The 25,194-nt window shown below is 71.7% G+C and carries 26 protein-coding genes, 1 tRNA gene and 1 pseudogene; 7 read left to right on the top strand and 21 right to left on the bottom strand.

The annotated features are described in order from the left end of the window. A pseudogene (locus tag JT1_RS16345) lies at nt 1-669 on the top strand (iron-sulfur-binding reductase); the annotation flags it as partial. Between the two features lie 141 nt (nt 670-810). Here JT1_RS16345 and JT1_RS16340 read toward each other — a convergent pair. The 9 genes from JT1_RS16340 to dcd all read right to left on the bottom strand — a co-directional run bounded on the left by JT1_RS16340 (nt 811) and on the right by dcd (nt 9,523). Next, complete coding sequence (locus JT1_RS16340; RefSeq protein WP_068328982.1) at nt 811-2,109, bottom strand: HNH endonuclease signature motif containing protein; 1,299 nt, start codon at nt 2,107-2,109, stop codon at nt 811-813. Nucleotides 2,110-2,199: 90 nt separating this feature from the next. Beyond that, complete coding sequence (locus JT1_RS16335) at nt 2,200-2,604, bottom strand: DoxX family protein (protein ID WP_068328981.1); 405 nt, start codon at nt 2,602-2,604, stop codon at nt 2,200-2,202. 114 nt (nt 2,605-2,718) lie between these two features. After that, nucleotides 2,719-3,660 carry an ABC transporter substrate-binding protein gene (locus JT1_RS16330; protein ID WP_068328979.1) on the bottom strand — a complete coding sequence of 314 codons (942 nt, stop codon included), beginning with the start codon at nt 3,658-3,660 and terminating at the stop codon, nt 2,719-2,721. After that, nucleotides 3,657-4,391 (bottom strand): ABC transporter permease, encoded by a 735-nt coding sequence (locus tag JT1_RS16325; protein WP_068329414.1) that lies wholly within the window; start codon nt 4,389-4,391, stop codon nt 3,657-3,659. The genes JT1_RS16330 and JT1_RS16325 overlap by 4 nt, the downstream gene beginning before the upstream one ends. After that, the gene (locus JT1_RS16320; RefSeq protein ID WP_068328976.1) at nt 4,388-5,038 is read right to left on the bottom strand and encodes an ABC transporter permease; all 651 of its coding nucleotides are present in this window, start codon (nt 5,036-5,038) and stop codon (nt 4,388-4,390) included. Before JT1_RS16320 ends, JT1_RS16325 begins: the two co-directional genes overlap by 4 nt. Next, nucleotides 5,035-6,153, bottom strand: a complete 1,119-nt coding sequence (locus tag JT1_RS16315) for an ABC transporter ATP-binding protein (protein WP_068328971.1) — start codon at nt 6,151-6,153, stop codon at nt 5,035-5,037. Before JT1_RS16315 ends, JT1_RS16320 begins: the two co-directional genes overlap by 4 nt. 40 nt (nt 6,154-6,193) lie before the next feature. Then, entirely contained in the window at nt 6,194-7,225 is a 1,032-nt protein-coding gene (locus tag JT1_RS16310) for a 3-hydroxyisobutyryl-CoA hydrolase (RefSeq protein WP_068328969.1), read from the bottom strand. A 47-nt stretch (nt 7,226-7,272) separates the two neighbouring features. Continuing rightward, nucleotides 7,273-8,751, bottom strand: a complete 1,479-nt coding sequence (locus JT1_RS16305) for an amidase (RefSeq protein WP_068328967.1) — start codon at nt 8,749-8,751, stop codon at nt 7,273-7,275. Nucleotides 8,752-8,947: 196 nt separating this feature from the next. Next, entirely contained in the window at nt 8,948-9,523 is a 576-nt protein-coding gene (gene dcd / locus JT1_RS16300; RefSeq protein WP_068328965.1) for a dCTP deaminase, read from the bottom strand. A gap of 168 nt (nt 9,524-9,691) precedes the next feature. On the opposite strand from dcd, the gene JT1_RS16295 reads away from it, so the two are divergent. The 3 genes from JT1_RS16295 (at nt 9,692) to JT1_RS16285 (ending at nt 11,934) form a co-directional block, all read left to right on the top strand. After that, a complete protein-coding gene (locus JT1_RS16295) occupies nt 9,692-10,486 on the top strand; it encodes a mechanosensitive ion channel family protein (RefSeq protein ID WP_082807728.1) in 795 nt (264 codons plus the stop codon). Nucleotides 10,487-10,557: 71 nt separating this feature from the next. Then, nucleotides 10,558-11,319 carry a DUF2382 domain-containing protein gene (locus tag JT1_RS16290; protein WP_068328961.1) on the top strand — a complete coding sequence of 254 codons (762 nt, stop codon included), beginning with the start codon at nt 10,558-10,560 and terminating at the stop codon, nt 11,317-11,319. A gap of 87 nt (nt 11,320-11,406) precedes the next feature. Next, a complete protein-coding gene (locus JT1_RS16285) occupies nt 11,407-11,934 on the top strand; it encodes a hypothetical protein (RefSeq protein ID WP_068328959.1) in 528 nt (175 codons plus the stop codon). Between the two features lie 24 nt (nt 11,935-11,958). Here JT1_RS16285 and JT1_RS16280 read toward each other — a convergent pair whose 3' ends face one another. The 9 genes from JT1_RS16280 to JT1_RS16240 form a co-directional block, all read right to left on the bottom strand. Further along, on the bottom strand, nt 11,959-12,654 hold the full coding sequence (locus JT1_RS16280; protein ID WP_068328957.1) for a TetR/AcrR family transcriptional regulator: 696 nt from the start codon (nt 12,652-12,654) through the stop codon (nt 11,959-11,961). A gap of 79 nt (nt 12,655-12,733) precedes the next feature. Then, a complete protein-coding gene (locus JT1_RS16275) occupies nt 12,734-13,858 on the bottom strand; it encodes a hypothetical protein (RefSeq protein WP_169702042.1) in 1,125 nt (374 codons plus the stop codon). Nucleotides 13,859-14,005: 147 nt separating this feature from the next. Continuing rightward, nucleotides 14,006-15,124, bottom strand: a complete 1,119-nt coding sequence (locus JT1_RS16270) for an ECF transporter S component (protein WP_068328948.1) — start codon at nt 15,122-15,124, stop codon at nt 14,006-14,008. 47 nt (nt 15,125-15,171) lie between these two features. Continuing rightward, nucleotides 15,172-15,242, bottom strand: a tRNA-Gly gene (locus JT1_RS16265). Nucleotides 15,243-15,376: 134 nt separating this feature from the next. Continuing rightward, nucleotides 15,377-16,753, bottom strand: a complete 1,377-nt coding sequence (locus tag JT1_RS16260) for an LGFP repeat-containing protein (protein WP_068328945.1) — start codon at nt 16,751-16,753, stop codon at nt 15,377-15,379. After that, on the bottom strand, nt 16,750-17,235 hold the full coding sequence (locus JT1_RS16255) for a hypothetical protein (RefSeq protein WP_169702041.1): 486 nt from the start codon (nt 17,233-17,235) through the stop codon (nt 16,750-16,752). Before JT1_RS16255 ends, JT1_RS16260 begins: the two co-directional genes overlap by 4 nt. Before the next feature lie 15 nt (nt 17,236-17,250). After that, the gene (locus JT1_RS16250) at nt 17,251-17,850 is read right to left on the bottom strand and encodes a hypothetical protein (RefSeq protein ID WP_068328939.1); all 600 of its coding nucleotides are present in this window, start codon (nt 17,848-17,850) and stop codon (nt 17,251-17,253) included. Between the two features lie 86 nt (nt 17,851-17,936). Further along, on the bottom strand, nt 17,937-18,728 hold the full coding sequence (locus JT1_RS16245; RefSeq protein WP_068328936.1) for a hypothetical protein: 792 nt from the start codon (nt 18,726-18,728) through the stop codon (nt 17,937-17,939). Nucleotides 18,729-18,732: 4 nt separating this feature from the next. Next, a complete protein-coding gene (locus tag JT1_RS16240; RefSeq protein WP_068328933.1) occupies nt 18,733-19,269 on the bottom strand; it encodes a MauE/DoxX family redox-associated membrane protein in 537 nt (178 codons plus the stop codon). Nucleotides 19,270-19,434: 165 nt separating this feature from the next. On the opposite strand from JT1_RS16240, the gene JT1_RS16235 reads away from it, so the two are divergent. Continuing rightward, nucleotides 19,435-21,306, top strand: coding sequence for an acyl-CoA dehydrogenase (locus tag JT1_RS16235; protein ID WP_068328931.1), 1,872 nt, complete (start codon nt 19,435-19,437; stop codon nt 21,304-21,306). A gap of 72 nt (nt 21,307-21,378) precedes the next feature. Here JT1_RS16235 and JT1_RS16230 read toward each other — a convergent pair whose 3' ends face one another. Together JT1_RS16230 and JT1_RS16225 are read right to left on the bottom strand one after the other, a co-directional pair. Continuing rightward, nucleotides 21,379-21,582, bottom strand: a complete 204-nt coding sequence (locus JT1_RS16230; protein ID WP_068328924.1) for a DUF6458 family protein — start codon at nt 21,580-21,582, stop codon at nt 21,379-21,381. Nucleotides 21,583-21,606: 24 nt separating this feature from the next. Continuing rightward, the gene (locus JT1_RS16225) at nt 21,607-21,807 is read right to left on the bottom strand and encodes a hypothetical protein (RefSeq protein WP_068328922.1); all 201 of its coding nucleotides are present in this window, start codon (nt 21,805-21,807) and stop codon (nt 21,607-21,609) included. A gap of 115 nt (nt 21,808-21,922) precedes the next feature. Here JT1_RS16225 and JT1_RS16220 point away from each other — a divergent pair, with 115 nt between their 5' ends. Beyond that, nucleotides 21,923-22,660, top strand: coding sequence for a hypothetical protein (locus JT1_RS16220; protein WP_068328920.1), 738 nt, complete (start codon nt 21,923-21,925; stop codon nt 22,658-22,660). Nucleotides 22,661-22,691: 31 nt separating this feature from the next. Here the strand turns inward: JT1_RS16220 and JT1_RS16215 are convergent, their stop codons facing one another. After that, nucleotides 22,692-24,668: a bifunctional copper resistance protein CopD/cytochrome c oxidase assembly protein gene (locus JT1_RS16215; RefSeq protein ID WP_068328918.1), complete on the bottom strand. Its 1,977-nt coding sequence runs from the start codon at nt 24,666-24,668 to the stop codon at nt 22,692-22,694. A gap of 78 nt (nt 24,669-24,746) precedes the next feature. On the opposite strand from JT1_RS16215, the gene JT1_RS16210 reads away from it, so the two are divergent. Continuing rightward, a complete protein-coding gene (locus JT1_RS16210) occupies nt 24,747-25,190 on the top strand; it encodes a MarR family winged helix-turn-helix transcriptional regulator (protein ID WP_068328915.1) in 444 nt (147 codons plus the stop codon). The last annotated feature ends 4 nt before the right edge of the window (nt 25,191-25,194 follow it).

Below are 25,194 nucleotides of genomic sequence, written 5' to 3'. Positions count from 1 at the left end.
ACGGCCGAGGAGCCGGCGGCGACGGCCCCTGCTGCCGCCGACGACTCCGTCGCAGCCAAGAACGCCGCCCCCTCCTGGGAGACCGGCGCTCCAGCGGCACCGGCGACCGAGCCCGCAGCGGCTGAGGCTCCGGCCGAGCAGCCGCAGGCAGAGGTCACGGAGCCCGACGTCCAGGCCACCGAGGCACCGGCTCCGTCCGCCAGCGACAGCGACCTCGCCGCCAAGAACGCAGCTCCCTCGTGGGAGTCCGGCGGTCCGGCGGCGACCCCGGCGGCTGCGGCCACGGCCACCGAGACCACCGCGCCCGTCGCGGAGGAGGCCCCCGCCGAGGAGCCCAAGGCGGAAGAACCCAAGGCGGAAGAGCCGAAGTCCGAGGCACCGGCTCCGGCTGTCCCGGCCGCCAGCGACAGCGACCTCGCCGCCAAGAACGCAGCTCCCTCGTGGGAGACCAGCGCTCCGGCCGCCGCCCCGGAGACCCCGGAGGCCCCGCAGGCCGAGGCTCCCGTTGGCGAGACCGTCGAGGAGACCCCGGTCGCGGAAGCCACGGTCGACGAGACCGCACCTGCGCAGGACCAGGCCGAGGAGGCCCCCGCACCCACTGCGCCTGCATCGGATGACACGCACATGTCGGACCTGGCGAAGAAGAACGCCAACCCGTCCTGGGAGTGATTCCCGGACGACCCTGCGAAGGGGGCTGCGCACCACGGTGCGCAGCCCCCTTCGTCGTCGGCCCCTCCACTGTCGGCAAACCACCGGATGGACACACACCTCGGCACCCGGCCGCGGATGGCCGGGTGCGGGGCGAGGTCGCTAGACGTGCCAGGTCACGTGCGTGGCGGTGATGGTGGCCGTCAGGTCGTGGGTGTGCACATAGGTGTGGTGCGACTCGCAGAGCAGCGCCCCGTTGCTGATGTCACTGCCCCCACCGCGCGACCACCAGCGCACATGGTGCGCATCGCACCACTGCGGCGGGCGCGTGCACCCCGGGAAGGTGCACCCCTTGTCCCGCAACCAGATCGCCCGCTTCTGCGCCGCGGTGAACCACCGGGCGGCGCGTCCCAGGTCGAGGATCTCGCCCCGGGTGCCGAGCACGGCCGGGATGATGCTGCTGTCGCAAGCCATCCTGCGCACCACGGCCGGCGACAGCACCTGCCCGGAGGCGGTGAGCCCACCGCCGCGCAGCCCGTCGAGCAGGGTCTGCAGATCGACGGTCACGATCACCTGCCCCTTGTCACCACTGGGGCGGTCACCCGGTGCAGCGGTCGCCTGCCGCAACAGCTCCACGAGGGCGTCGGCCCGGCGCCGCGTGGCCGCTCGCTCGTCGCGTCGACCATCCGGTCCCGTGACCGGCCCGGAACGCGTAGCGATCGCGGCATCGACCACTGCTGCTCCCTCGCTGTCCAGCGTCACCCGGTACGTCGACAGACCAGCAGGCCCCTCGCTCTTGGTGAAGGTCCGCCCCGCGCGCGCCGCCCGTTCCTCGTCCTCGAGCTCCTTGCTCGGGCGGAGCATGCGACCGGCGAACGTGATCGCGGCGCCGAGCTCCTTCTCGGTCAGCCCGCGGACCCGCTCGTCGGCACGCCCGTCCGGACCGGCCGGTCGGACCTCGTCGCGCGCCCCGTGGAGGAGCGCCGCGAGATCGTGCTCCAGCGCCTCGGGATCAGCCACCGGCGCGACGGCGGTGTGAAAGCGCACCAGCTGGTCGGCCTTCGCCAGCGGGAGGTCCCCTGCCTCGAAGGCCGCCACGACCGCTGCAGCGGGTGGCTCCCCCACTCCGCTACCCGCCAGACCGGCGTCACCGGCCTCGGCCACCCGGACGACCCTCGCCGAGTGGCGCACGTCGGGGGCCGGGGCGGACCCCCCTTCGCATCGCGCGACCCAGTCCACCGGCGACCACGACGACTCGGCGGGCAGCCCGCGCCCGACGCCCTCGCGCACCAGCGTGACCTCGGCGACCTCCAGGAGCTGCCGCGCTCGACCGACCGCGGCGAGCGCCGCCTCGACCTCTCGATCGGCCAGACGCCACGACTCGCCCGTGTCCTCGAGCGCACGCGCCGCTGAGAGGACTCCGTCGAGGAGTCCCGCTCGGACCGCCGCATCCTGCGCCATGAACCAACACTAGGTGCGACCACCGACAGCGCTCCGGACATGCGTCAGCCCCGGCCACTCGGCCGGGGCTGACGTCATGCGGGGCTCAGCTCAGAGCAGCGGGCCCGTGACCGTGAGGCCGAGCTCTGGGACCAGCACGAAGAGGGCGAAGAGCGCGAGCGCACCACCGGCGAGCGAGAGGGTCTTGTTGAACTGGACCTGCTCGTTCATGCGGGCCTCGCCCTCGGCCGTCCAGTACTTGTGCATGAGGAAGGCGATCGGCGCGACGGCCACGAGGATCATCAGCGACCCGAGGTCGCCCCACACGCCGAGGATGACCGAGAGGGACCCGACGAGCATGAGCACGCCGGAGACGATGACGCTGAGCTTGGCCGCGGGGACACCCACGGACTTGGCGTAGCCGGCCATCGCCTCGCTCTGGGTCAGGTGCCCGATGCCGGACGCGATGAAGATCGCGGCGAAGAGGATGCGGGCGATGAGGACGATGATGTCCATGGGGTGGTGCCTCCGATTTTCGTTGTTGCTTGAACTATCAGAAAGTTGAAGCGTCAACGTCCTCGGAATGTTCCCCACACTGTTCGTGACCTACGTCACCAGACCCGCAGATCTTCAGTCGAGGCCCTCCTCGGCGAGGAAGTCGGCGGCCACCCGGTCCGGGTCCTCCTTGTCGATGTCGGTCTTCTTGAGCATCTCCTGCAGCTTCTCGGTCGTGAGCTTCGCGGACACCTCGTCGAGGGTCTTCGCCACCTGGTCCTCGACCTCGCCGCGGACGAGCGGCACGACGTTCTGGGAGCCGAAGAGGTTCTTGGGGTCCTCGAGGACCACGAAGTCGTTCTCCACGATGGTCGGATCGGTCGTGAAGATGTTGGCTGCCTGGACCTGCCCGTTCTTCAGGGCGCCGTTGGTCGCCTGGCCCGGCTTGAGCGGCCGGAAGGACTTGAACTCGATGCCGTACTCGTCCTTGAGACCGGGGACGCCCTGGATGCGGGTCTTGAACTCCGACGGCGCGCCGAGGGTCATCTCACCGGCGACCTCGGACAGGTCCTCGAGGGTCTTGAGGTCCTTGGACTCGGCCGTCTCCTTCGTGACGACGACGGCGTCCTTGTCCTCGGCGGCCGACTTCTCCAGCACGGTGAGGTCCTCGGGCAGCACCTCGGTGAGGGCGTCGTACGCCTTGTCCGGGTCGCTCTCGGAGAACTTCTTGTCGTAGTACAGGGCGAGCGCGCCGGTGTACTCGGGCATGACGTCGACCGAGCCCTCCTCGAGCGCCTTGAGGTAGACCTCGCGCGAGCCGATGCCAGTCTTGGTCGAGGCGTTGACGCCGTCGGCCTTGAGCGCGCCGGCGTAGATGTGCGCGAGCAGGGTCGACTCGGAGAAGTCGGCGGACCCGACCACGACGTCGCCACCGCTCTCGCCTGCGGCGTCGGAGCTCGAGGAGCTGGAGAGCGGGTCGCTGCCGCCCCCGCAGGCGGACAGGCCGAGCGCGCCGACCATGGTCAGGGCGAGCGCGGCGGTGCGCAGCGGACGGCGCGGGGTTCGGACGGGGGTCATGGGGTTCCTCCTGCGGGTGCGGTACGGGTGGGTGACGAGGATCGAAGGGGGCGGGATCGACCGGTGAGTCCCGGCGAGACCACGAGACGCTCGAGCAGCGCGAAGGGGGCGTCGAGGGCCAGCGCGAGCAGCGCCACGAGGATCGCGCCGCCCGCCGTGCTCGCGTAGTCCTGGACGGCGAGACCGTCGATGAGGAAGCGACCGAGACCGCCGAGCCCCACGTAGGCGGCGACGGTGGCGGTCGCGACGACCTGGAGCACGACGGCGCGCAGGCCGGAGATGAGCAGCGGCAGCGCGATGGGCAGCTCGACCTGCCACAGCACCTGTCGACCGGTCATGCCGATGCCCTTGGCCGCGTCCCGCGCCGCCGGGGGCACGGCCTCGACACCCGCATAGGCGCCCGAGAGGATCGCCGGGATCGCGAGCAGCACGAGGACGATGATGCTCGGCACGAGGAAGGCGGCGTCTCCGGGCAGCCGCGGCAGGAGCACGAGCGTCAACGCGAAGAGCAGACCGAGCGTCGGCACCGCGCGCACCGCGTTGGCCGCGGTGACGAGCCACCGGCCGCGGCCCGTGTGCCCGATCCACAGGCCGACCGGGATCGCGATGGCCGCCGCGATGAGCAACACGATGAGCGTGTAGCCGGTGTGCTCGAGGAGCCGCGCGCCGATGCCGTCGGCCCCGGACCAGGTGGCGCCGCTCGTCAGCCAGTCGAGGATCGAGGCGATCATGCGGAGCCCCCCTGCCCGGCCCGTCGCCACGGCGTGAGGACCCGTTCGAGGGCCCGGATCGCGAGGTCCAGCACGAGGGCGAGCAGCACGCAGCCGAGGATCCCGGCGGCGAGCTCGCCACCGATGGCGCGGTTGTACCCGTCGACGAGCAGGTCTCCGAGCTGGCTGACGCCGATGAGCGAGGCGATCGACACGATCGACACGTTGCTCACCGCCGCGACCCTCAGGCCGGCGGCGATGACGGGGACGGCGAGCGGCAGGTCGACACCGAAGAACCGCCGGACCGGCGTGTACCCCATCGCCGTGGCCGATCGGGCGACCTCCTCGGGCACCGACCCGAGCCCGTCGACGACCGAGCGCACGAGCAGCGCCACGGTGTAGATCGTCATCGCGACGACGACGTTGACCGGGTCGAGGATGCCGGTGCCGAGCACGAGGGGCATCAGGACGAAGAGCGCCAGCGAGGGCACCGTGTAGAGCAGCCCGGCGGAGACGATGACTGCCCCGCGGATGCGGCGGTGCCGGTTGGCCAGCCACCCGAGCGGAAGGGAGACCAGCAGCCCGACCACGAGCGGCACCCCGGCGAGCCACGTGTGCCGCAACGTCAACGACAGGATGTCGTCGAGGTGGTCGAGGATCCAGCTCATGCGACCGCACCCGGGTCGCGCGGCCGCTCCCGGGACTCGATGACCGAGAGGACCTCGGTCGCCCGGCAGGTGCCGACGAGCGCGCCGTCGCCGTCGACGACCACGCCGCGGCGGCTGGGCGAGGACAGCGCCGCGTCGAGCGCAGCACGGAGCGGCCCGTCGAGCCGGGCGAGCGTGCCACCGAGGGACAGCCCGTCCGCCTCGACGGTGGCGTGCCCGGTGAGGTCGGCCGGTCGGGCCCAGCCCTGCGGGTGCCGCTGCCCGTCCACGACGAGGACCCAGCCGTCGGGGCCGGCCGCGGCGGTGGCCTCTGCGACCGGCGCGCCCAGCACGATCGTCGGCTCGTCGTGCGCGGGGATCCGCGCGTGCTCGAAGCCCAGGGCCCGGTACCCGCGGTCCCGACCGAGGAAGTCGGCGACGAACCCGTCGGCAGGGTGGGCGAGCAGCTCCGCGGGGCGCGCGAGCTGGGCGATCCGGCCGCCGACCTGGAGCACCGCGACGTGGTCGCCGAGCTTGATCGCCTCGTCGATGTCGTGGGTGACCATGACGATCGTCTTGCCGAGCTCTGCCTGCAGGCGCAGGAACTCGTCCTGCAGCTGCTCCCGCACGACCGGGTCGACCGCGGAGAAGGGCTCGTCCATGAGCATCACCGGCGGGTCCGCGGCGAGCGCGCGGGCGACGCCGACGCGCTGCTGCTGGCCGCCGGAGAGCTGGGTCGGGTAGCGCCGGCCGAGAGCCGGGTCGAGGCCGACGAGCTCGAGCAGCTCGCGAGCCCGCGAGATCGCCTCGCGCTTGCCGACCCCGAGGAGGAGCGGCACCGCCGCGACATTGCGCTCGATGGTGTGGTGCGGGAAGAGCCCACCGTGCTGGATGACGTACCCGATCCCGCGCCGCAGCTCGGCCGCGTCCATCGCGAGCACGTCCTGCCCATCGATGGTGACCGACCCGGAGGTCGGCTCGATCATCCGGTTGATCATCCGCAGCGTGGTCGTCTTGCCGCAGCCCGAGGGACCGACGAGGACGGTGATGGCGCGGTCGGGCGCGGTGAGGCTGAGGTCGTCGACGGCGACCGTGCCGTCGGGGTACTGCTTCGTGACGCCGTCGAGCCTGATCATCGGGAGTGCCTGTCCTCGGTCCACCGTGGTCTGGATCAACCTAACCCTCGAGCACCGACATCACCTCGCTGCGCGTGACCTCATCCACGTCCGCGTGCTCCCAGCGTGGCTGCCGGTCCTTGTCGACGAGCAGCGCCCGGACCCCTTCGACGAAGTCCGCCCGGGCGAGCAGCCCGCGGCTGATCCGGGTGTCCGCCTCGAGCACCTCGCGCACGGACCCCGCCGTGGCCGCCCTGCGGAGCGCCGCGAGCGTCACGGCCACCGACAGGGGTGAGCGAAGGGAGATCTCCTCGGCCGCCGCACGGGCAGCCGGGTCGGCGTGCTCGCGCAGGCGCGCCAGGATCACCGCGGCGTCGTCGCCGGCGTAGCACTCGTCGACCCAGTCGTGCGAGGAGGCGAGGTCGCCCCCCTTCGTCATGGCACCAGCGGGGACCGGCTCGATCGGCCCTCCCCCGGCGACGGCGGCGATGAGCTCGGGCAGGCGGGTGTGGTCGACGACCGCGTCGGCGAGGCCGACGTGCACGGCGTCGGCACCGGTGACCGTCGCGCCGGTGAGCGCCATGTGCGTCCCGACCTCACCCGGCGCGCGGGAGAGCAGGTACGTCGCGGCGACGTCGGGGAAGAAGCCGATGATCGTCTCGGGCATGGCGATCCTCGAGCGTTCGGTCGTCCAGCGGGCGGTGGCGAACATCGACAGGCCCAGCCCGCCGCCCATGACGATGCCGTCCATGACGGCGACGACCGGCTTGGGGTACTCGGCGATCTGCGCGTCGAGCGCGTACTCGTCGGCCCAGAAGTCCACTCCCCCGGACGTGCCCGTGAGGTGCGCCTCGCGGACCGCCCGCACGTCGCCACCGGCGCAGAACCCCCGCTCGCCGGCGCCCTCGAGGCTGATGGCCGTCACGGCGTCGTCGTCCGCCCAGGCGGCGAGGCGCGTCTGCATCGCGACGACCATCTCGCGGGTGAGGGCGTTGATCGCCCGGGGGCGGTTGAGCAGCACCCGCCCCAGTGATCCGTCGACGGCGAAGAGCACCTCGTCGGTGCCGGTGGTCCCGGGGGTGAAGTCAGCCATGGTCGTCACCCAAGCACACGCGGCCACGCCGGCAGGCACGGGCCGAGCTACACCTGGCCGTCGATGCGGGCGAAGGGGGCTGCGGCCTCCAGCTCGAAGGCCAGCTCGAGGAGCAGCCGCTCCTGGCCCGCGCGGGCGGAGAACATGACGCCGATCGGGCGCCCGTCGTCCGTCCGGCCGAGCGGCAGCGAGATCGACGGCTGGCCGTTGGCGTTGTGGATCGGGGTGAACCCGACGTACTCGAGCAGGCGCCCCATGTGCGTGTCGAAGTCCAGGTCGCCGGAGAGGTACCCGATCCGCGGCGTGGTGTGGACCAGGGTCGGCGTGAGGACGACGTCCGCGTCCGCGGGGAAGAGCCGCGCCGACGCCGGACCGGTCAGCGCGAGGCGGGCGAGGTAGAGCGGCGCGCGGTGCAGGCGCCGCTTGGCGCGGGCGGCGAGGCCCCGGGTGAACATGTCGAGGCGCCCGGGGTCGAACCCTTCGCCGTAGAGCTTCGTGCCCCGCGCGGACGAGGCGAGGGCGAGCAGCGCCCAGTAGTCCTGGAAGTCGGTCCTGAAGAACTCCGGCACCGGCACCGCGGTGTCGGGGTCGACGTCGTGGCCGAGGCCGTCGAGCAGGCGGGCGACGCCTGCGACGGCATCGCGGGTCTGCGGGTCGGTCGCCGGGGCGAGCGGGGAGTCCAGCATCATCCCGACGCGCAGGCGGCGCGCGCCCGGCCCCTCGACGAGACCGACGGCGGGGAGCCGGCGTGCCGGCTGGTGGCTCTCGGCGGCCGCGAGGAAGGTCGCGGTGTCGCGGACGGTGCGCGTGAGCACGCCGTTGACGACGATGCCGACCGGCAGCTGGTCGGTCGTCGGGTCGCCGAGGAGGCGGCCGCGGGTGACCTTGAGTCCGACGAGGCCGCACACGGCCGCGGGGATGCGGATCGAGCCGCCACCGTCGTTGCCGTGGGCGATGGGCAGCGCGCCCGAGGCGACGAGCGCGGCCGCGCCACCGGAGGACCCACCCGAGGAGTAGCCGGTCGCCCAGGGGTTGCGGGTGACGCGACCGCCGGGGCGCTCGGTCGTCGCGGTCCAGCCGAAGGGAGGACAGGTCGTCGTCGCGACCGGGATGACGCCGGTGGAGAGGAGCTGGCGCACGAAGGCGCCGTCCGCGGTCCGCGGCGCGGTCGGCAGCGCGTCGGAGCCCTGGCTCATCGGCAGACCCGCGACGTTGACGTTGTCCTTGATGGCCGTCGGCACACCGGCGAAGGGAGCCCGCGTCCCCCGCGGCAGGTGGCCGGCCCGACGGCGGGCCCGCTCGAAGTCGTCCACCGTCGTCGCCCCGAGGACGGGGTCGACCTCCTGCACGCGCGCGATGGCCGCCTCGACGGCCTCGGTGGCGCTGATCTCTCCGTGGCGGATCGCCTCCGCGACGCCCGTCGCGTCCAGGCTCGCGAGCGCGTCGTCGGCGAAGGCGCTGACGCGCCGGGAGTCGTGCTCCTCACGGAGCTCGTCATGGGCGGGGACGCGGCTCTGGGTGCTCATCCCCCGAGGTTACTCACGAGTCACGTGAGGAGGTCGCGCAGCGAGGCCCCCACCGCTCCCTGAGGAGGTCGCGCAGCGAGGCCCCCACCGCCCCCTGAGGAGGTCGTGCAGCGAGGTTCCACCGCTCCCTGAGGAGGTCGCGCAGCGAGGCCCCCACCGCTCCCTGAGGAGGTCGCGCAGCGACCGTCTCGAAGGGTCAGATGTCCGTGCGGTGGAAGTTCGCGAAGGACCGGCTCGCCGTCGGCCCCCGCTGCCCCTGGTAGTGCGAGCCGTACGGGCCCGAGCCGTACGGGTGCTCGGCGGGCGAGGAGAGGCGGAAGAAGCACAGCTGGCCGATCTTCATCCCCGGCCACAGCCGGATGGGCAGGGTGGCGACGTTGCTGAGCTCGAGGGTCACGTGCCCGGAGAAGCCGGGGTCGACGAAGCCGGCCGTCGCGTGGGTCAGGAGGCCGAGGCGCCCGAGCGAGGACTTGCCCTCGACGCGGGCGGCGAGGTCGTCGGGCAGCGTCACGGTCTCGTAGGTCGAGCCGAGCACGAACTCGCCGGGGTGCAGCACGAAGCCCTCGTCCGGCTCGACCTCGATCAGCCGGGTGAGGTCGGGCTGGTCGGCCGCCGGGTCGATGACCGGGTACTTGTGGTTGTCGAAGAGACGGAAGTACTTGTCCAGCCGCACGTCGACGCTGCTGGGCTGGACCATCGTCGGGTCCCAGGGGTCGAGGACGACCCGCCCGCCGTCGATCTCGGCCCGGATGTCCCTGTCGGATAGCAGCATGGCCCGACCTTAGGGGAGCACGCCGGGCACATGCACCAGGGCGGCCATGCTCCGGGTCACCCACAGAGCGCGTTGCAGGCTTCGACATCAGTTGGCTTACACCGTTTGCATTCCTTAGATTACTGCGTAAGCATGGAAGCCCTCAACGCCGAGAAGAGAGTCCTTTCAATGGATAACGCACTGAACGAACTATGGGTCGCGGTCGCCCTGTACGTACCCAAGATCGTCATGTTCCTGCTGATCCTCGTGATCGGCTGGATCGTCGCCAAGATGATCGGCAAGACCGTCGACAAGGTCCTCGAGCGCGTCGGCTTCGACCGCGCCGTCGAGCGCGGTGGCATCAAACGGGCCCTGGCGGCGTCCCGGTATGACGCCTCGTCCATCGTCGGCAAGCTCGTCTACTACACCCTGATCCTGTTCGTGCTGCAGCTGGCCTTCGGGGTCTTCGGGCCCAACCCGATCAGCGACCTGCTCACCCGGGTCATCGCCTTCCTGCCCAGCATCGTCGTGGCCATCGTCATCGTGGTCATCGCCGCCGCCATCGCCACTGCGGTGCGTGAACTGATCGCCAACACGCTCGGCGGGCTGTCCTACGGCAAGGTCCTGGCCAACATCGCCGCCGCCTTCATCCTGGGCCTGGGCATCATCGCCGCCCTCAACCAGGTCGGCATCGCGACGACCGTCACCCTGCCGGTCCTGATCACCGTCCTGGCCACCATCGGCGGCATCCTCGTCGTCGGCGTCGGCGGCGGCCTCATCAAGCCGATGCAGGCGCGCTGGGAGAGCTACCTCGGCACGATGGAGACCGAGACCCAGAACATCAAGGACGAGGCAGCCAAGGCCCCGTCGGTCAAGGCCCAGGCCCAGCAGGCCAAGGAGGAGATGCAGACCAGCGGGGCACGCCCTCACCCCATTGCGGGCGCCACCTCCACCGACGCTCCCTTCGACGGCACCCGAGGCTGAGCCGGGCTGCGCCGGCGAACCCAGAGAAACAACACGACTTATCGCGTAAACCTATTCCTACGGAGGATCGCATGATTTCCACAGATCAGATCAACACCTTGGTTTCCGGCGGCATCGTCACCGACACGTCCGGCGAGAAGGTCGGGCAGGTCGGGCAGATCTACCTCGACGACGCGAACGGTCGGCCCGAGTGGGTGACCGTGTCCACCGGCTTGTTCGGCACCAGCGAGTCCTTCGTCCCCCTGCGTGGAGCAACGGTGCGCGACGACTCCGAGATCCAGGTCGCCTTCACCAAGGCCGTCATCAAGGACGCACCGCGGGTCGACGCCGATGGCCACCTCGACGCGGACGACGAGGCGGGGCTGTACCGGTACTACGAGATCGAGGACACCGGTGGCGGCGACGAGCGTGTCGGCGAGGGCCAGGACACCTCCGGCCCGAACACCGACGACGCGATGACTCGCTCCGAGGAACGTCTCGACGTGGGCACCGAGAAGGTCGCCACCGGACGAGCGCGTCTGCGCAAGTACGTCGTAACCGAGAACGTCACGACCACCGTGCCCGTCCAGCGCGAGGAGGTCCGCCTCGAGCGCGAGCCGATCACGGACGCCAACCGCGACCAGGCGCTGGCCGGGGGCGAGCTCACCGAGGAGGAGCACGAGGTCACCCTCACGCAGGAGCGCGTCGTGGTGAACAAGGAGACGGTCCCCGTCGAGCGGGTCAGGCTCGGCACCGAGACGGTCACCGAGGAGCAGCAGATCACCGAGCAGGTCCGCAAGGAGCAGATCGAGGCGGACCTGCCCGACGGGGTCGACCCGCGCGACCGCTCCTGAGCCTCGAGCAGCAGTCCCCCATGGCCCGACGCGGGCCGTGGGGGACTGCCCGCGTCACCCCTCGCAACCGCAGCCCACAGGAGCATCATGTGCACGAGCCCCGGCGGTACACAGGTCGGCGTGGTCTTCGTCGGATGGCTCACAGCAGTCGTCCTGGCCCTCCTCCTGACCGCCCTCGCGGCCGGCGTCGGCGTGACCATCGGGACCGGAGCGCACGACTCAGCGACCTACGCCCCCGACAGCGGCAGGGGCATCGGCCCGGCCCGGATGGTGACGCTGCTCGTCATCCTGTTCATCGCCTTCCTCGTCGGAGGCTATGTCGCCGCCCGGCTCGCCTCGTCGGGCGGTGGCCGGCAGGGCGTCGCCGTCTGGCTGGGGGCCGCACTGGTCTCAATCGTCCTCGCGGCCCTCGGTCTCGTCGCGGGTGACAGCCTCGACGTGCTGACCCAGATCGACGTCCTCGCCAGCATCCCCGTCCGCCCCCAGCAGGCAGCGACCGGGAGGCCCCTGCCCCTCGTCACCACCGCGCCAGTCACGCTCCTCGGAGCAGTCCTCGGAGGCTTCGCCGGGGAGCGGCACCGACGCATGATCCATGCCGCCGACTTGCCGATGTAGGCAGCAGTCCGACGGTGGCCGCCCTCACTGCGACATGTGCAGCTCGATCCGCTCGATGAGAGTCTCCAGTCCGATCTCGAACTCTGCCTTCGAGTGGTCCTCGCTCAGCTCTCGCCGCAATCGCTCCACCGTCGGGAAGCCGCTCAGGTCCATGTCGGCGTCGCCCTCGGGGATCGACGCCTGCCCCTCGTCGAGCGCCACCTCCACCGGAGCGGTCTCGGCCCCGCGCACCACCGACTCCAGCAGCAGATGCCCCAGGAGGAAGCTGCTGAAGGCCCGGTACACGCGCACTGCCTCCTTCTCGCCGAACCCGTGGCCGATCATCGTGTGGAGGAAGTCCTCCACCAACGACAGGCTCCGCAGCGGAGGACGCAACCAGGGAGCGGCCGGGTGTCGGGTCGCGATCAGGGGAAAGGCCGATGGATGTTCGGTCGCCACCCGCCGGACCTCGTGCGCGAACGTCTGCAGGTAGCCCTGCCACGTGTCGACAAGCTCGACGTCGAGATCATCCTCGAGGCCGCGCAACAGGTGAGCGACCACCGCCTCGAGCAGGTCCTCGCGACCGGAGACGTGCCGGTACAAGGACATGGCTTCCACGCCCAGCGCCTTCCCCAACGACCGCATCGTCAGCTTCTGGGGTCCCTGGGCGTCGATGTATGCCAGGGCCGCACGCACGATCAGGTCGCGGCTCAGGCGCCCCCGGGTCAGCGTCCCGCTCATCCCGATCAACCCCCCACATCCGTCTCGGCCGGGCTGCTCCCCGTCGAGCTGAGTCTTGACCAGCCTAACCTCGGCGCCGTCAGCCGTCTCGGCCTGCGTCGGCGACCGCGCGTCGCGCGGGCCAGAACCCGAAGCAGTCGATGACCACCGACAGCAGGGGGAAGGTCACCGCGAGCAGCGCCGAGGCGAGCCAGACCTCGCCCTGGTACCCGGGGCCACCGAAGGGCACATCTCCTGACACCCGCGTGGCGAGGACGGCGTACAGTCCGGCCAGCACCAGTCCGATCACGGCCGCAAGGACGGCGGAGGCGAGGCCTCGCACGGGCTGGGCAGCGGGCAGAGGCAGAGCCCCCTCGAAGACGTTGAGCACGACGATCGAGCCGAAGATGAAGGGGATGGCGACCCCGACGAGGAAGGTCGGCGGGTCCAGGCCCCCGACACCGGTCCCCAGCCACATCGCGAGGGCACTGACCACCAGGATGACCGCCGTCAGCGCTCCCGCGCGTCGCGCCCCACCCGCGAGCGCCGGGGTGCCGGCGAGCGGCCAGAGGTCCAGGTGCAGCAGGAGCAGCGCCACGGCCATGGTCGTGACGACGAAGGTCATCAGCGCCCAGGCGTCGAAGGGCCCACCGGGGTCGATGGCCGCGACGTAGGCGGGCCCGGCCTTGAAGGAGTCGTAGCTGGCCAGGGCCAGGTAGGCGGCGACGGCGACGAGGTAGGCGGCCAGCTGGAGCGCGAGGCCCGCCAGGACCTGGTGGCCCATCCGCCGGAAGGGCCACCCGTCCCACACCACCGCGAAGAGGAAGGTGAACGGCACCGCCATGATGACGATGTGGGCGACGTTGGGCGAAGGGGGTGTCCGCCCCTCCCCGAGCACGACGTTGACCACGACGGCCACGATGGCCGCGACCACGAGGGCGAGTCCGGTCAGTGCGAGGCCACGCCAGGGCTGCGCCAGGCGGGTGAGCGCCCGCGGGTGCTCTCCCCGCCAGAAGGGCCCGACGACGAAGAGCGTCGGCACCGCGCAGACGAGGTAGTAGGAGACCGAGTCACGGAAGGTCGGCCATTCGAGCGTCGCGATGAGGCCGAGGGAGACGATGACGACGCCCACCAGGACGAGGAGACCGAGGAAAGGCTGCCGCAGCGCGGGTCCCGGCCCTCCGTTCGTGCGGGCGGTACCGGTCACGGGTTCGGCTGCTGGCATGGGGCGAAGGTAGGTCGCCCCCGACGTCCACGGGCTCGGTGTTCCTCGGACGGAAACTGCGGTCGGCGGTGTTCGGGATTGTTCGGAGTGGTCGCTCCGGGCGCCGCGTGTGCCGCATCCTCGATCACGGACGGTGAGGGACGCCGATCAGGCACTGCCAGTGACCTCCGGGGGGAGGATCCGTTCGCCGACGCGCGGCGAACGGACGACGTCCGGTGATGACCCGTCCGGGGGACGGGACGGGTCATCACCGCGCCACTCGGGGCCCGCGATCGCGTCGGCCGTCGTCAGCCCGATGAATCCCGAGACCAGCTTGTCGAGGACCGAGGTCAGCAGGTTCATCACGAGCACGGCCGCCGGCAGGCTGTGCAGGCCCAGCCGGACGCGCTCGGTGAGCTCGTCGCCGGAGTGGCCGACCGACCCGCCGTAGACCACCAGCAGGGTCGGGGTCGCGACGAGCGTGCAGACGAGCGCCGCGACGAGGTTGAGCACGAAGAACCGCGGCATGGTCCGCGCCATGCCGAACCGGCGCGCGCCGTACCCCCACACCAAGGCGCCCGCGACGTTGACCAGCGTGAAGGCGGACGAGACCCCCGGTGGGGAGCCGGCCTCGCCGAGGACATTGGTGCTCACCCCCACGAGCGCGCCCCACCACGGCCCGAGAGCGAGCGCGGAGACGGCCGTGCCCATCATGTCGAGGTAGAGCGGCAGGTGCAGGGTGTCGACGAGGAGCCGACCCAGCAGGTTGAGCACGACGCACCCCACGAGGACCGCGACCAGCCGGCGCACCGGCAGGGGCAGCCGCGGTCGAGGGGCCGGCGGCTCATCGTTCTTCGCAGCCGCGGGCGCGGCCTCCGCCTCCGGCGCGGGCTCCGGCACGCCCTCCCCCGGCTCCGGCTCCTCCGGGGCGGGCTCGCGCACCGGCGCCGGCTCCACGCTCAGGTCGTGGTGGCGCTGCGTCCACGCCTCGACGTCGTCCTCCGTGCCGCCCAGTGCCCGGACGATGTCGCGCAGGAGGTTCACGTCGAGGCGGCGCCGACCGGACCGGAAGGCGTCGTACACGGTCGTCCGTCCGGGTCGCGCGCTGCCAGCAGGTATCCCGCGCTCGCCTCGTACGCGGTCGATGCGCAGGGCGATCTCTGCGTAGGAGGGGTTCCCGGCGTGATGGCGCAGCTCGCGCAGGTCCGCCGCCAGGGCGTCGAGCCCGCGGGGCGCTGCGTAGTCGCCGACGGGCTCGCCGTCGTCGCCCGGGGCCGCCTCAGTCACGGGGGTCAGGTTAGCCGTCGCAGGACAGGAGAAAAGAGAGAGAAGAGAGCCGGTGACGGGAATCGAACCCGCGTGTCCAGCTTGGGAAGCTGGCGCTCTACCATTGAGCTACACCGGCGCGCGAGGCGCAGCGGCCATGCTAACCCACCGATGCAGGGTTACGGACACCAGTCGCCCCTTCGAGACGTTTGCTGCGCAAGCTCCTCCGGGAGCGGTGGCCGGAGCGGCGGTCGGGTCCGCGCGGACCAGACCTCAGATGACGATCGTCCCGCCCTCGAAGGTGCACGACCACCGACCATCGGAGCGGCGGGTCGTGTCGGAGGTCGGGTAGCCGTAGGGGCCGGAGTGTCCCCCCTTCGCCACCCACGCGTCGAGCATCGCGGTGGTGACGAGGCGAGGCGTGCCCGATCCCAGGCGCCAGAGCTGGCCGCCGGCGAAACGTTGGCGGCTGCCGCGCAGGGTCTTGGCCGCGACGGCCACGGGCAGCACGAGCACGCCGCTCTCCGCGCCGTGCCGGCGCCAGGCCCTGGCGAACTCGCCGGAGACGTGCACCCCCCGGGCGCTGCCACGCTGGCTGATCGCGCCGCGCTGGAAGTGCTGCACCCACCCGGACGAGACCGTCCTGCGGTTGGACGTCGGGTAGCCCAGCTCGCCCGAGGTGCGGCCGGTGTCCTCCCAGATCGTCCAGGCCCCGGCGTACACCGCGTAGAGCGTGCCGAGCGAGGGTCCGGCGACCGCGCCCTTCTCGAACCGCTGGGTCAGTCCCCCGGACTTCGAGAGGTACTCCAGGCCCGACGGGTAGCCGAGGCGCCCCTTGACCGAGCCCTGGGAGACGAGCACGTCCACGACGCCCTTGCGGATCGGAATCGCCCGCTTGACCCGGGTCGAGTGGTAGATGCGACCGTTCGAGTACCGCACGTAGGTGCCGACACCGTCCCCGACGGAGCGCACGGGACCCATGGAGTGGCCGAGGTGGGAGCGCTGCTCCCCCATGGCGTAGTACCGCGAGGAGATCGCACCCCACTTGGGCAGGAGCGAGGTCGAGTGCTCGGAGGTGCGGTTGTCGACGAGGGAGGTCGTCGTGCAGTTCTCCCACTGATAGGGCGGCGTGCAGCTGACGACGCGGCAGTGGACGCCGCCGCTGCACGAGACGTGCGTGTTGCACTGCCCGTAGCGGAAGGCGTTGCAGCAGATCCGGCGCTGGTCGCACGTCGCGCTCGAGCCGGTGCCGCAGCTGCAGGACCAGCAGCGGGAGTCACAGATGTGGTCCCGGCAGCCGGTGGTGCACCGCGAGCAGGTCGCGTTGCAGTCGACGATGTACCGGTACCTGCCGCCGCACCACGAGGAGCCGGCGGCCTTCCACCAGCCGGCCGCGAAGCTGCCGGGCGGGCAGGCGTTCGCCCCCTTGTTGATCGTCGCGCAGAAGACCGTCCAGCCGGAGGAGGCCGTGCTGCCGGGGCCGCAGACGGTCGCGTAGGCCGAGACGGGGCGAAGGGCGTAGGCCTTGGGGTCGACGACGAGGGCCGACCCGGCGACCGCGGAGCCGACGAGGACGTCGCGCCGGGACACCTCCGGCAGGCGTCCGGCGATCGAGTCGACGAGGCGCGCGGTCCACGACCCCCTGCTCATCGGACCCCTTCCACGGCCCCGGCCCCGGAGACCCTGATGCCGGCGACGACCCGCGCGATGCGCGGCACGACCGCCATCCGGCGCGAGTGCGCCCCGGTGACGGCGTAGAGGCAGAAGCCGTGACCCCCTTCGCTGAAGAACCACTGGCCGGCGCTGCGGCCGGGCACGTACCTGGCCAGCCGGTTGGCGGCGAACTGCGAGGGCGAGACGACCGGGCGACCCTGCCGGGCGAAGAGCCCCGTCCCCGCGACCTCCGGACCGTGGTCGATGAGCGCGACGAAGCCGTCGTCCGGGCCGAGGACGTCGATGAGCTCGCCCCCGAAGTCCCCGAGATCGGTCGGGAGCGGCCGCGAGGCCGCGTGGAGGATCGGGCGGGTGTGGTCACCGGCCCCCGATGTCGCTGAGCGCAGGGGCACCTGCGGCCGCCGTCGCACCCGCACGTGCCACCCCGTGGGCACCTGCGCCGAGATCGTCACTGCCATGTGATGCGCTCCCCTTCAGACTCCGACCGCCGTGCCGGCGCACAGCAGCGCGGCCAGGGTCAGTGTGGTCCACGCCACCCTAGCGGCCGGGGCCTCCCAGCGGCCGAGTACGCCGAAGACGTCGTGCAGGTCCTGCGGCGAGTCCACGCGGCGCACCAGCGCGAGCGGGAGCGAGCGCACGAGCCCGAAGACGAGCCCGATGAGCGCGCCGGCCCACCACCGCCCGGCGAGGAGCTCGGCGAGGAAGACGGCGTAGGTCGTCGTGCTCGTGATGATCGTGACGAAGCCCAGCCCGAGCTGCACGCCGAATCCCAGCCCGGTCACCCAGCCGCGGTAGCGCCCGATCCACTCGCGCTCGACCTGCCGCCGCCACGAGGGCACGCCGTGCCCACCCGAGCGCACGTCGAGCACGAGCCCCACGACCAGCAGCAGCGCGAACCCGCCGAGCACCGGCGCCGACCCCCGCACGCCGTCGGGCACGAGGGAGCCCACGAGGCCCAGCAGCGCTCCCACGAGGCCGGCCGCGAGCACCGAGCCCACGAGGTACGCCGCGGCCGTGCGCGTCCAGCTCGCTCCACGTCCCCGCTCACCGAGCGGGGTGATGCTCGAGAGCATCGACTCGCCTCAAGGCGACCACGTGGCGCGGATGGCGGCGACGACCGCCACCGGCACGCCGAGCACCAGCCCGAGGAGGACGGGCGTCATCTGGGGTCGGCGCCCCGCCCCGGCTCGCCCCCGCGCCCCGGCAGCGGCTCCGGCCGCAGGCTCGGGTGGTCCGGGCCGATCCCGGCCGCCAGCAGCTCGGCGTCGACCGACGCCGGGTGGTCCCGGTCGCCCCGGTCGACGAAATCCTCGTTCGCACCCGCCCGCTGCTCGTCGTCCGCCACGGCCTGGGCCATGAGGTCGCTCACCTGGGCCCACGTCGTCGCGGAGCCCTCCCCGAGCACGCGTCCACCCTCGACGTAGACGAAGTACGGGCTGCCCGGGATCTCGAAGTCGCCCCACGCGGTGCTGGAGCGCACGAGGTCGAGGTGGGGCGGGGCGACCTTGGCGAGGGCGGACGGGGACTCCTCGTCGTCCCCCTTCGTCACGACGAGCAAGCGGCCGCCGCCCGGGACGTCGACCGGCTGCCGGAACTCGGTCCAGAAGCTCGCGCACACGCTGCACCCGGTCGTGAGGAAGGCGAGCAGGGTGCGCCCGGAGAGGTCCTCGCGACGCTCGTCGCCGCCACCCAGCCGCGTCCCGACGAGCTCGGGCACCCCGGCACCGTCGGCGCGGCCCCGCGCGACGACCCCCGTCTCGAGCTCGACGGGGACGGGCCCGGGCGAGCCGGTGGCCGCCTCCGCGGCGCGGTCCAGCTCGAGGCCGGCGCCGAGGTCGTGGAGCGACTTGAGGATGAGCGCGTGGCTGCGCAGGAGCCCGAGGACGAGCACCGACAGGAGCACGAGGACGACGAGCTCGCCGATGACGAGGGTGAGCAGGAGCGGGTTCACGGGGTCAGGCCTTCCGGGTCGAGCGGATCGCGGCAGCGGTCGTGGTGGGCAGGACGGCGATGACCTGCCAGGCGAGGAAGCCGACGAGCCCGGCGAGCACCACAGTCACGGCGAGCCCGCCGATGTCCGCACCCCACCACGGGGCGGCGGGCGGGGCCACCGCGACCGCGAGCGCGGCGAGCGCGAGCAGCCCGGTGACGAGGGCGTGGCTGCGGGTCGGGGGCGTGTCCGCCCGACCGAAGCACCCGCACGAGGCGAGCACTCCCCCCTTCGCCAGGGCGAGGAGGACGAACCCGGTGAAGCCGGCGTGCAGGAGGGCCACGGCGAGCGCGCTCCACCGTCCGGGCAGGACGAGGGCGGCCGCGCCGGCGACCACCTCGGCCGCGGCGAACCCACGGACGACGAAGGGGGGCACCCGCGCCCCGACGGAGCGCAGCGCGCGCACGAGGTCACCCGGGTCGAGGACCTTGGGCAGGCCGGCGAGGACGAGCAGGGCCCCCGCGGCCAGGAAGGTCGGACCGGCCCACGCCCAGACGAACATGCGGATCCCCCTCACGGGTCTCGGTTCCCGCGGCACGCTACCCGTTCGTGTGCGTCAGGTCACCGCGACCGCCGCTTGCCACAGCTCGCACCTCGGGTGAAGATGGATGAAAAGCCGAGGTAAGCGCTTGCTTACCCCACCCGAGCAGACCAGGAGTCACCCCCGATGGGTCACTACAAGAGCAACCTGCGCGACATCGAGTTCAACCTCTTCGAGGTCTTCGGTCGCGACGAGGTCCTGGGCCAGGGCCCCTACGAGGCGGTCGACGCCGACACCGCGCGCGAGATGCTCAAGGAGTACGCGCGTCTGGCCGAGAACGAGCTCGCCGAGTCCTTCGCCGACGCCGACCGCAACCCCCCGGTCTTCGACCCCGAGACCTCGTCCGTGGCGATGCCCGAGTCCTTCAAGAAGTCGTACAAGGCCTTCCAGGACGCTGGCTTCTGGTCGCTCGACCTGCCCGAGGAGCTCGACGGCACCGTCGCTCCCCCGTCGCTGCGCTGGGCGATGAACGAGCTCGTCCTCGGCGCCAACCCGGCCATCGGCATGTTCGGCGCGAGCTACTCCTTCGCCAAGCTGCTCTACCTGCTCGGCACCGACGAGCAGAAGAAGCTCGCGAAGTGGATTGCCGAGAAGGGCTGGCACTGCACCATGGTGCTCACCGAGCCCGACGCCGGCTCGGACGTCGGCGCCGGGCGGACCAAGGCCACCGACAACGGCGACGGCACGTGGAACATCGAGGGCGTCAAGCGCTTCATCACCTCGGCCGAGTCGGACATGACCGACAACGTCGTCCACTTCGTCCTCGCCCGCCCCGAGGGCGCCGGCCCGGGCACCAAGGGCCTGAGCCTCTTCATCCTCACCAAGTACGCCGTCGACCTCGAGACCGGCGAGTTGGGCGAGCGCAACGGCGTCTACGTCACCAACGTCGAGAAGAAGATGGGCCTGAAGGTCTCGACGACCTGCGAGGTGACCTTCGGCGAGAAGCACGCCGCCGTCGGCACCCTCTTCGGCGACGTCCACGACGGCATCGCCCAGATGTTCCGCGTCATCGAGAACGCCCGGATGATGGTCGGCACCAAGGCCATCGCCACCCTCTCCACCGGCTACCTCAACGCGCTCGAGTACGCCAAGGAGCGCGTCCAGGGCGCCGACCTGACGACGCCCGCCAAGGACGCGCCGCGTGTGACGATCACCCACCACCCGGACGTGCGCCGCAGCCTCATGCTGCAGAAGGCCTACGCCGAGGGCCTGCGGGCGCTCGTCACGCTCACGTCGAGCCAGCAGGACACCGTCGACGTCGAGCAGCTCGCGACGGGCGTCGAGGAGATCGCCGACGACTCCCCCGCCGCGATGGCCAACCGGGTCAACGACCTGCTGCTGCCGATCGTCAAGGGCCTGGGCTCCGAGCGGGCCTGGACCCTCCTCGGCACCGAGTCGCTGCAGACCTTCGGTGGCTCCGGCTTCCTGCAGGAGTACCCGATCGAGCAGTACGTCCGCGACGCGAAGATCGACACCCTCTACGAGGGCACCACGGCCATCCAGGGTCAGGACTTCTTCTTCCGCAAGATCGTGCGTGACAACGGCCAGGCGCTGGGTCACCTCGCGATGCAGATCCAGGAGTTCGCCCAGGACGTCGACGCGCAGGGCGGTGCGCTCAAGCACGAGCGCGAGCTGCTCGGCCAGGGCCTGGAAAACGTCCAGGGCATCCTCGGCGCGATGTTCCAGGCGCTCATGGCCTCCGACCCCAAGCAGGAGGGCTCGGACATCACCAACATCTACAAGGTCGGCCAGAACACCTCCCGCCTGCTCCTCGGCGCGGGCGACCTGGTCGTCGGCTGGCTGCTGCTGCGTCAGGCCGCCGTTGCCACCGAGGCCCTCGAGGCCGGCGCGGAGGGCAAGGACAAGGACTTCTACACGGGCAAGATCGCCGCGGCGAGCTTCTTCGCCAAGAACGTCCTGCCGCGCCTGGCCTCCGAGAGGGCCATCGCCGAGGCGACGGACAACAGCCTCATGGACGTGCCGGAGTCGGCCTTCTGACCGGATGGGCACATGACGAAGGGGGCGCCCCGCCAGCTGGCGGGGCGCCCCCTTCGGGCTGTGCCCGGTGCGTCAGAAGCGACGGTCGTCGTGCACGACCGTCTCGCGACGACTGCGGTTGAGCACGAGGCTGAGGATGATGGCGAGGACGCCCAGACCGATGGCGATCCAGCCGATGACCCCGAGGTCGAGGCCGACGACCGTCATGTCGCCGTTGTAGGCGAAGACGATGACCAGGCCGACGAGCAGGAGGAAGATCCCGGCTCCGATGTACATGTGGCGCTCCTTCTTGTCTCCGGCTCAGAGCCGGCTGTCGGTCTCTCTGACGTCGACCCGCGGGGCGGGGTCATGACGGCCACGCGGCTCACGAGGATCGGTGTGGACCGAGAGCTTGGTGGGGATGCTGCGCTTGCGGGGCGGACGGTCGAGGAGGAAGAAGGCGACCAGCATGACGAGGCTGAACACGACGACGAAGATCCAGAACACGGCCTCACCACCCATCTCGCACCTCCCTCCTCGGCGTTTCGGTCCAGCGTAACGCGGGGAAGGGGGCACACTCGGGGTTGTGACCCCGCGAGTCACAGCAGCCACACTCGCCACACCCTTGGAGCTCCTCATGCACCCGACCCGCGCGATGTCCCTGACCGCCACGGCCGCCCTCGCCCTCTCGCTCGCCCCCACCGCCGCGAACGCCGGGACCGAGGCCTCGGCGGCCACGACCGCGGCCTCCGCCAAGCGTTCGTCGACGGTGACGATCACCGTCGAGCCGCTGTGGAGCGGCATCGGCGAGAAGCTCGTCGCCCGCGGCGAGGTCTACGAGACCGACACCTACCGACCGCTCGCCAACCGCTCCATCGTCTTCCAGGCGCGCAACGTCGGCTCCTCCACGTGGACGACCATCGCCCGTCCCGAGACCAGCTCGGACGGCGCCTTCCGCGTGGACCTCAAGCCCGACCGCTCCAAGACCTACCGCGCCGTCTACAAGGGCAACGCGTGGTACGACGGCGACCACAGCAACTGGGAGCGCCAGACCGCGACGCCGGGCACCAAGGTGCGCACGAGCGTGCGGCTCTACCAGACCTCCACCGGAGGCACCCAGGTCAGGGGGCGTCTCACCAAGCTGTGGTCGAGCTCGATCCGGCCGCTGCGCTCGGCCAACGTCTACATCCAGGCCCGCCAGGCCTACGGGACCTACTGGTTCGACGCCGGTCACACCAAGACCAACGGCCACGGCTACTACGCGTGGAGCACGTCGGTGAAGCCCAACGCCTGCTACCGCTACCGCGCCATCTACAAGGGCAACAGCACGTGGGCGGCCAAGAGCAACGAGACCGAGTGGACCAGCTGCAGCTGACCCCACACCCCACGGCGCCGACCGGCCGAGCTCAGTCCTGACGACCGAGCTCGGCCAGTCGCGCGTTGTAGGCCTCGAGCTCGGCGTCGCCGTCACGGTCTGCCGTGCGGTCCCGGCGACGGGTCTCCTTGTCGTCGTTGCGCATCCACTGCCAGGCGACCGCGACGGCGAGCACGAGCGTGGGCGCCTCGCCGACGCCCCACGCGATGGCCCCACCGGTGCGCTGGTCGCCGAGCGGGTCGTCCATCCACGGCAGGTTGAGCCGGCCGAAGAAGTCCGGCGCGAGCAGCTCCGTGGACTGCGTGAGGATCACGCCGAAGAAGGCGTGGAAGCTGATCGTCGTGAAGAGGACGACGAGCAGCGCCAGGGGCGACCAGCGCCTGGGCCCCGGGTCGATGCCGATGAGCACCCAGGTGAACATGTACCCGGTCGCGAGGAAGTGCACCATCATCAGCACGTGGCCCGTGTGGGTGCTCATCGCCAGCTCGAAGAGCGGGCTGTAGTAGAAGATCGCCAGGCTGAAGAAGAAGAGCGCGGCCGCGACGGCCGGGTTGGCGAGCACCCGCAGGTAGGTCGAGTGGACGGTCGCGAGGACGAGCTCCCGGGGACCGAGGGTCTTGTCCCTGCGAGCCGGCAGCGCGCGCAGCGCCAAGGTGATCGGCGCCCCCGGCACCATGAGCAGCGGGGCGATCATCGCCACGCCCATGTGCTCGACCATGTGCCAGGAGAAGAGGAGCTTGCCGTAGACGGCCGGCCCCCCCGAGGTGAAGTAGACGAAGACGAGCCAGCCGGCCACCCAGCTGAGCGTGCGCAGCGTCGACCAGTGGTCACCGCGGGCGCGCAGCCGCAGGACCCAGCGCACGTAGACGAAGATCGCGATGGCCGCGACGGCCAGCCACAGCCAGTCCACCTGCCAGGCGGTGAGCCAGCTCGAGCCGGTCGGCGCCCCCGGGTCCGGGTAGCCGCTGAGGTCGTAGACGATCGCGTTCTCCGGAGCGGTGGGCGCGCTGCCGGGAGTCGGCGTGCGGCCCACCGCAACGCCCAGACCCATGGCGGCGGCCATGACGGCGACCTCGCCGACGGCCAGCCGGACGAAGGGGGCGACCCCCTCCGCGCCCGCCTCCAGGACGGCGATGGTCCGGCTGCGGTGCCACCAGCCCAGGGCGCCGAGCACGACGGCCGCGACGGTCTTGGCGACGAGGAGGACCCCGTAGCGCGACGCGAGCCCGCTGAGGTCACCGATGTTGATCCACGCGGCGAGCAGGCCCGAGCCGACGAGCAGGACGAAGCACCACGCCGCGATGCTCGAGTACCGACGGACCGTCACCGCGACGTGCGAGCCGAGCGAAGGGCGGACCACGAGGAGCGCGACGAGCCCGCCGACCCACACGGTCGCCGAGACGAGGTGGAAGGCGAGGGCGTTGACCCCGCTCATGTGGTCCAGGCTCGCCGACGAGTGCCCGGACAGGGCGAGGGGCAGCAGCGCCAGGACCGAGCCGCCGGCGCACCAGGCCAGGGCCCCCTTCGTCCTCGCCAGCGGGGCGGCGAGGGCCACGACGGCCACGACGAGCGAGGAGATGACCGCCGTGCGGGTGCTGTCGAGGTCCCAGACGAAGGCGGTGAGCTGCGAGACGTAGGCCGGGTCGGTGAGGGGGATGCCGGCCAGCGAGGCGAAGTCGGTGAGCAGGCGCCCGACGCCCGCGAGGAACCAGACGATCGCCGCCACGCCCGCGAGCTGGGCGAGCGTCTCGCGCCGAGCCGTCCTCGTCGTCTCCGGCACGAGGAAGGCACCGACCACGAGGGCACCGACGGTGACCGCGGCGGCCACGTCGTGGACGACCCGCAGCACCGGCAGCGACCAGCGCACGAAGGGACCGGGGTCGCCGAGCTCGAGCGGTGCCGCGCCGCCACCGAAAACCGTCGCGGCGAGGACCACCGCGACCGCCACGACCCCCAGGACCACCAGGGGGACGGGGGTGCTGCGGGGGGTGCTCGACGTGCTCGACATGCCCTCTAATCTAGGCAACGAGGGGGCCGGCGCCCGCATCGGTGCGCGGGGCCCCCTTCGTCGACCTGAGGAGGACCGGTGCCCACCACCCCACGCCAGCTGAGCCTGAGCGTCATCCGGATGCTGCGGATGCTGCACGCGACGCGTGCCCGCGCTCCACGCGTGCACCCCTCGGTCGAGCCGAGCCACCACTCCGTGCTCGTCGCGGTGCGCGACGCCCCGAGCCGCGTGGGCGACATCGCCGAGCGCAACCTCTCCGACGCCTCGACCGTGAGCCGGCAGGTGAGCCACCTCGTCGGCCTCGGGCTGCTGGAGAAGGTCCCGGACCCCGACGACGGCCGCGCCCAGCTCGTGGCCCTCACGCAGGAGGGCACGGCCCTGCTCGACGACCTCGTCGCCCGCCGCGAGGCCTGGTTCGGCGAGCTGCTCGCCGACTGGAGCGACGAGGACCTCGACGCCTTCATCGGGTACGTCGACCGGTTCTGCGACGCGGTCGCCGCGGACCAGCGACACCGTCCCTGAACCG

The sequence above is a fragment of the Janibacter terrae NBRC 107853 genome, assembly GCF_001591405.1.
Classification (GTDB): domain Bacteria; phylum Actinomycetota; class Actinomycetes; order Actinomycetales; family Dermatophilaceae; genus Janibacter; species Janibacter terrae.
Note: the sequence above shows the minus strand (reverse complement) of the source record. Positions and strands in the feature narration are given on the sequence as shown.

What these genes read in the sequence shown, in the direction of transcription:
- dcd (WP_068328965.1), bottom strand. Translation starts at nt 9,523, where the DNA reads ATGCTGCTATCCGACAGGGACATCCGGGCCGAGATCGACGGCGGGCGG.
- JT1_RS16340 (WP_068328982.1), bottom strand. Translation starts at nt 2,109, where the DNA reads ATGGCGCAGGATGCGGCGGTCCGAGCGGGACTCCTCGACGGAGTCCTC.
- JT1_RS16260 (WP_068328945.1), bottom strand. Translation starts at nt 16,753, where the DNA reads ATGAGCAGGGGGTCGTGGACCGCGCGCCTCGTCGACTCGATCGCCGGA.
- JT1_RS16220 (WP_068328920.1), top strand. Translation starts at nt 21,923, where the DNA reads ATGCACCCGACCCGCGCGATGTCCCTGACCGCCACGGCCGCCCTCGCC.
- JT1_RS16335 (WP_068328981.1), bottom strand. Translation starts at nt 2,604, where the DNA reads ATGGACATCATCGTCCTCATCGCCCGCATCCTCTTCGCCGCGATCTTC.
- JT1_RS16280 (WP_068328957.1), bottom strand. Translation starts at nt 12,654, where the DNA reads ATGAGCGGGACGCTGACCCGGGGGCGCCTGAGCCGCGACCTGATCGTG.
- JT1_RS16250 (WP_068328939.1), bottom strand. Translation starts at nt 17,850, where the DNA reads ATGCTCTCGAGCATCACCCCGCTCGGTGAGCGGGGACGTGGAGCGAGC.
- JT1_RS16215 (WP_068328918.1), bottom strand. Translation starts at nt 24,668, where the DNA reads ATGTCGAGCACGTCGAGCACCCCCCGCAGCACCCCCGTCCCCCTGGTG.
- JT1_RS16325 (WP_068329414.1), bottom strand. Translation starts at nt 4,391, where the DNA reads ATGATCGCCTCGATCCTCGACTGGCTGACGAGCGGCGCCACCTGGTCC.
- JT1_RS16290 (WP_068328961.1), top strand. Translation starts at nt 10,558, where the DNA reads ATGATTTCCACAGATCAGATCAACACCTTGGTTTCCGGCGGCATCGTC.
- JT1_RS16255 (WP_169702041.1), bottom strand. Translation starts at nt 17,235, where the DNA reads ATGGCAGTGACGATCTCGGCGCAGGTGCCCACGGGGTGGCACGTGCGG.
- JT1_RS16285 (WP_068328959.1), top strand. Translation starts at nt 11,407, where the DNA reads ATGTGCACGAGCCCCGGCGGTACACAGGTCGGCGTGGTCTTCGTCGGA.
- JT1_RS16330 (WP_068328979.1), bottom strand. Translation starts at nt 3,660, where the DNA reads ATGACCCCCGTCCGAACCCCGCGCCGTCCGCTGCGCACCGCCGCGCTC.
- JT1_RS16240 (WP_068328933.1), bottom strand. Translation starts at nt 19,269, where the DNA reads ATGTTCGTCTGGGCGTGGGCCGGTCCGACCTTCCTGGCCGCGGGGGCC.
- JT1_RS16295 (WP_082807728.1), top strand. Translation starts at nt 9,692, where the DNA reads ATGGATAACGCACTGAACGAACTATGGGTCGCGGTCGCCCTGTACGTA.
- JT1_RS16315 (WP_068328971.1), bottom strand. Translation starts at nt 6,153, where the DNA reads ATGATCAGGCTCGACGGCGTCACGAAGCAGTACCCCGACGGCACGGTC.
- JT1_RS16235 (WP_068328931.1), top strand. Translation starts at nt 19,435, where the DNA reads ATGGGTCACTACAAGAGCAACCTGCGCGACATCGAGTTCAACCTCTTC.
- JT1_RS16305 (WP_068328967.1), bottom strand. Translation starts at nt 8,751, where the DNA reads ATGAGCACCCAGAGCCGCGTCCCCGCCCATGACGAGCTCCGTGAGGAG.
- JT1_RS16320 (WP_068328976.1), bottom strand. Translation starts at nt 5,038, where the DNA reads ATGAGCTGGATCCTCGACCACCTCGACGACATCCTGTCGTTGACGTTG.
- JT1_RS16230 (WP_068328924.1), bottom strand. Translation starts at nt 21,582, where the DNA reads ATGTACATCGGAGCCGGGATCTTCCTCCTGCTCGTCGGCCTGGTCATC.
- JT1_RS16310 (WP_068328969.1), bottom strand. Translation starts at nt 7,225, where the DNA reads ATGGCTGACTTCACCCCCGGGACCACCGGCACCGACGAGGTGCTCTTC.
- JT1_RS16225 (WP_068328922.1), bottom strand. Translation starts at nt 21,807, where the DNA reads ATGGGTGGTGAGGCCGTGTTCTGGATCTTCGTCGTCGTGTTCAGCCTC.
- JT1_RS16275 (WP_169702042.1), bottom strand. Translation starts at nt 13,858, where the DNA reads ATGCCAGCAGCCGAACCCGTGACCGGTACCGCCCGCACGAACGGAGGG.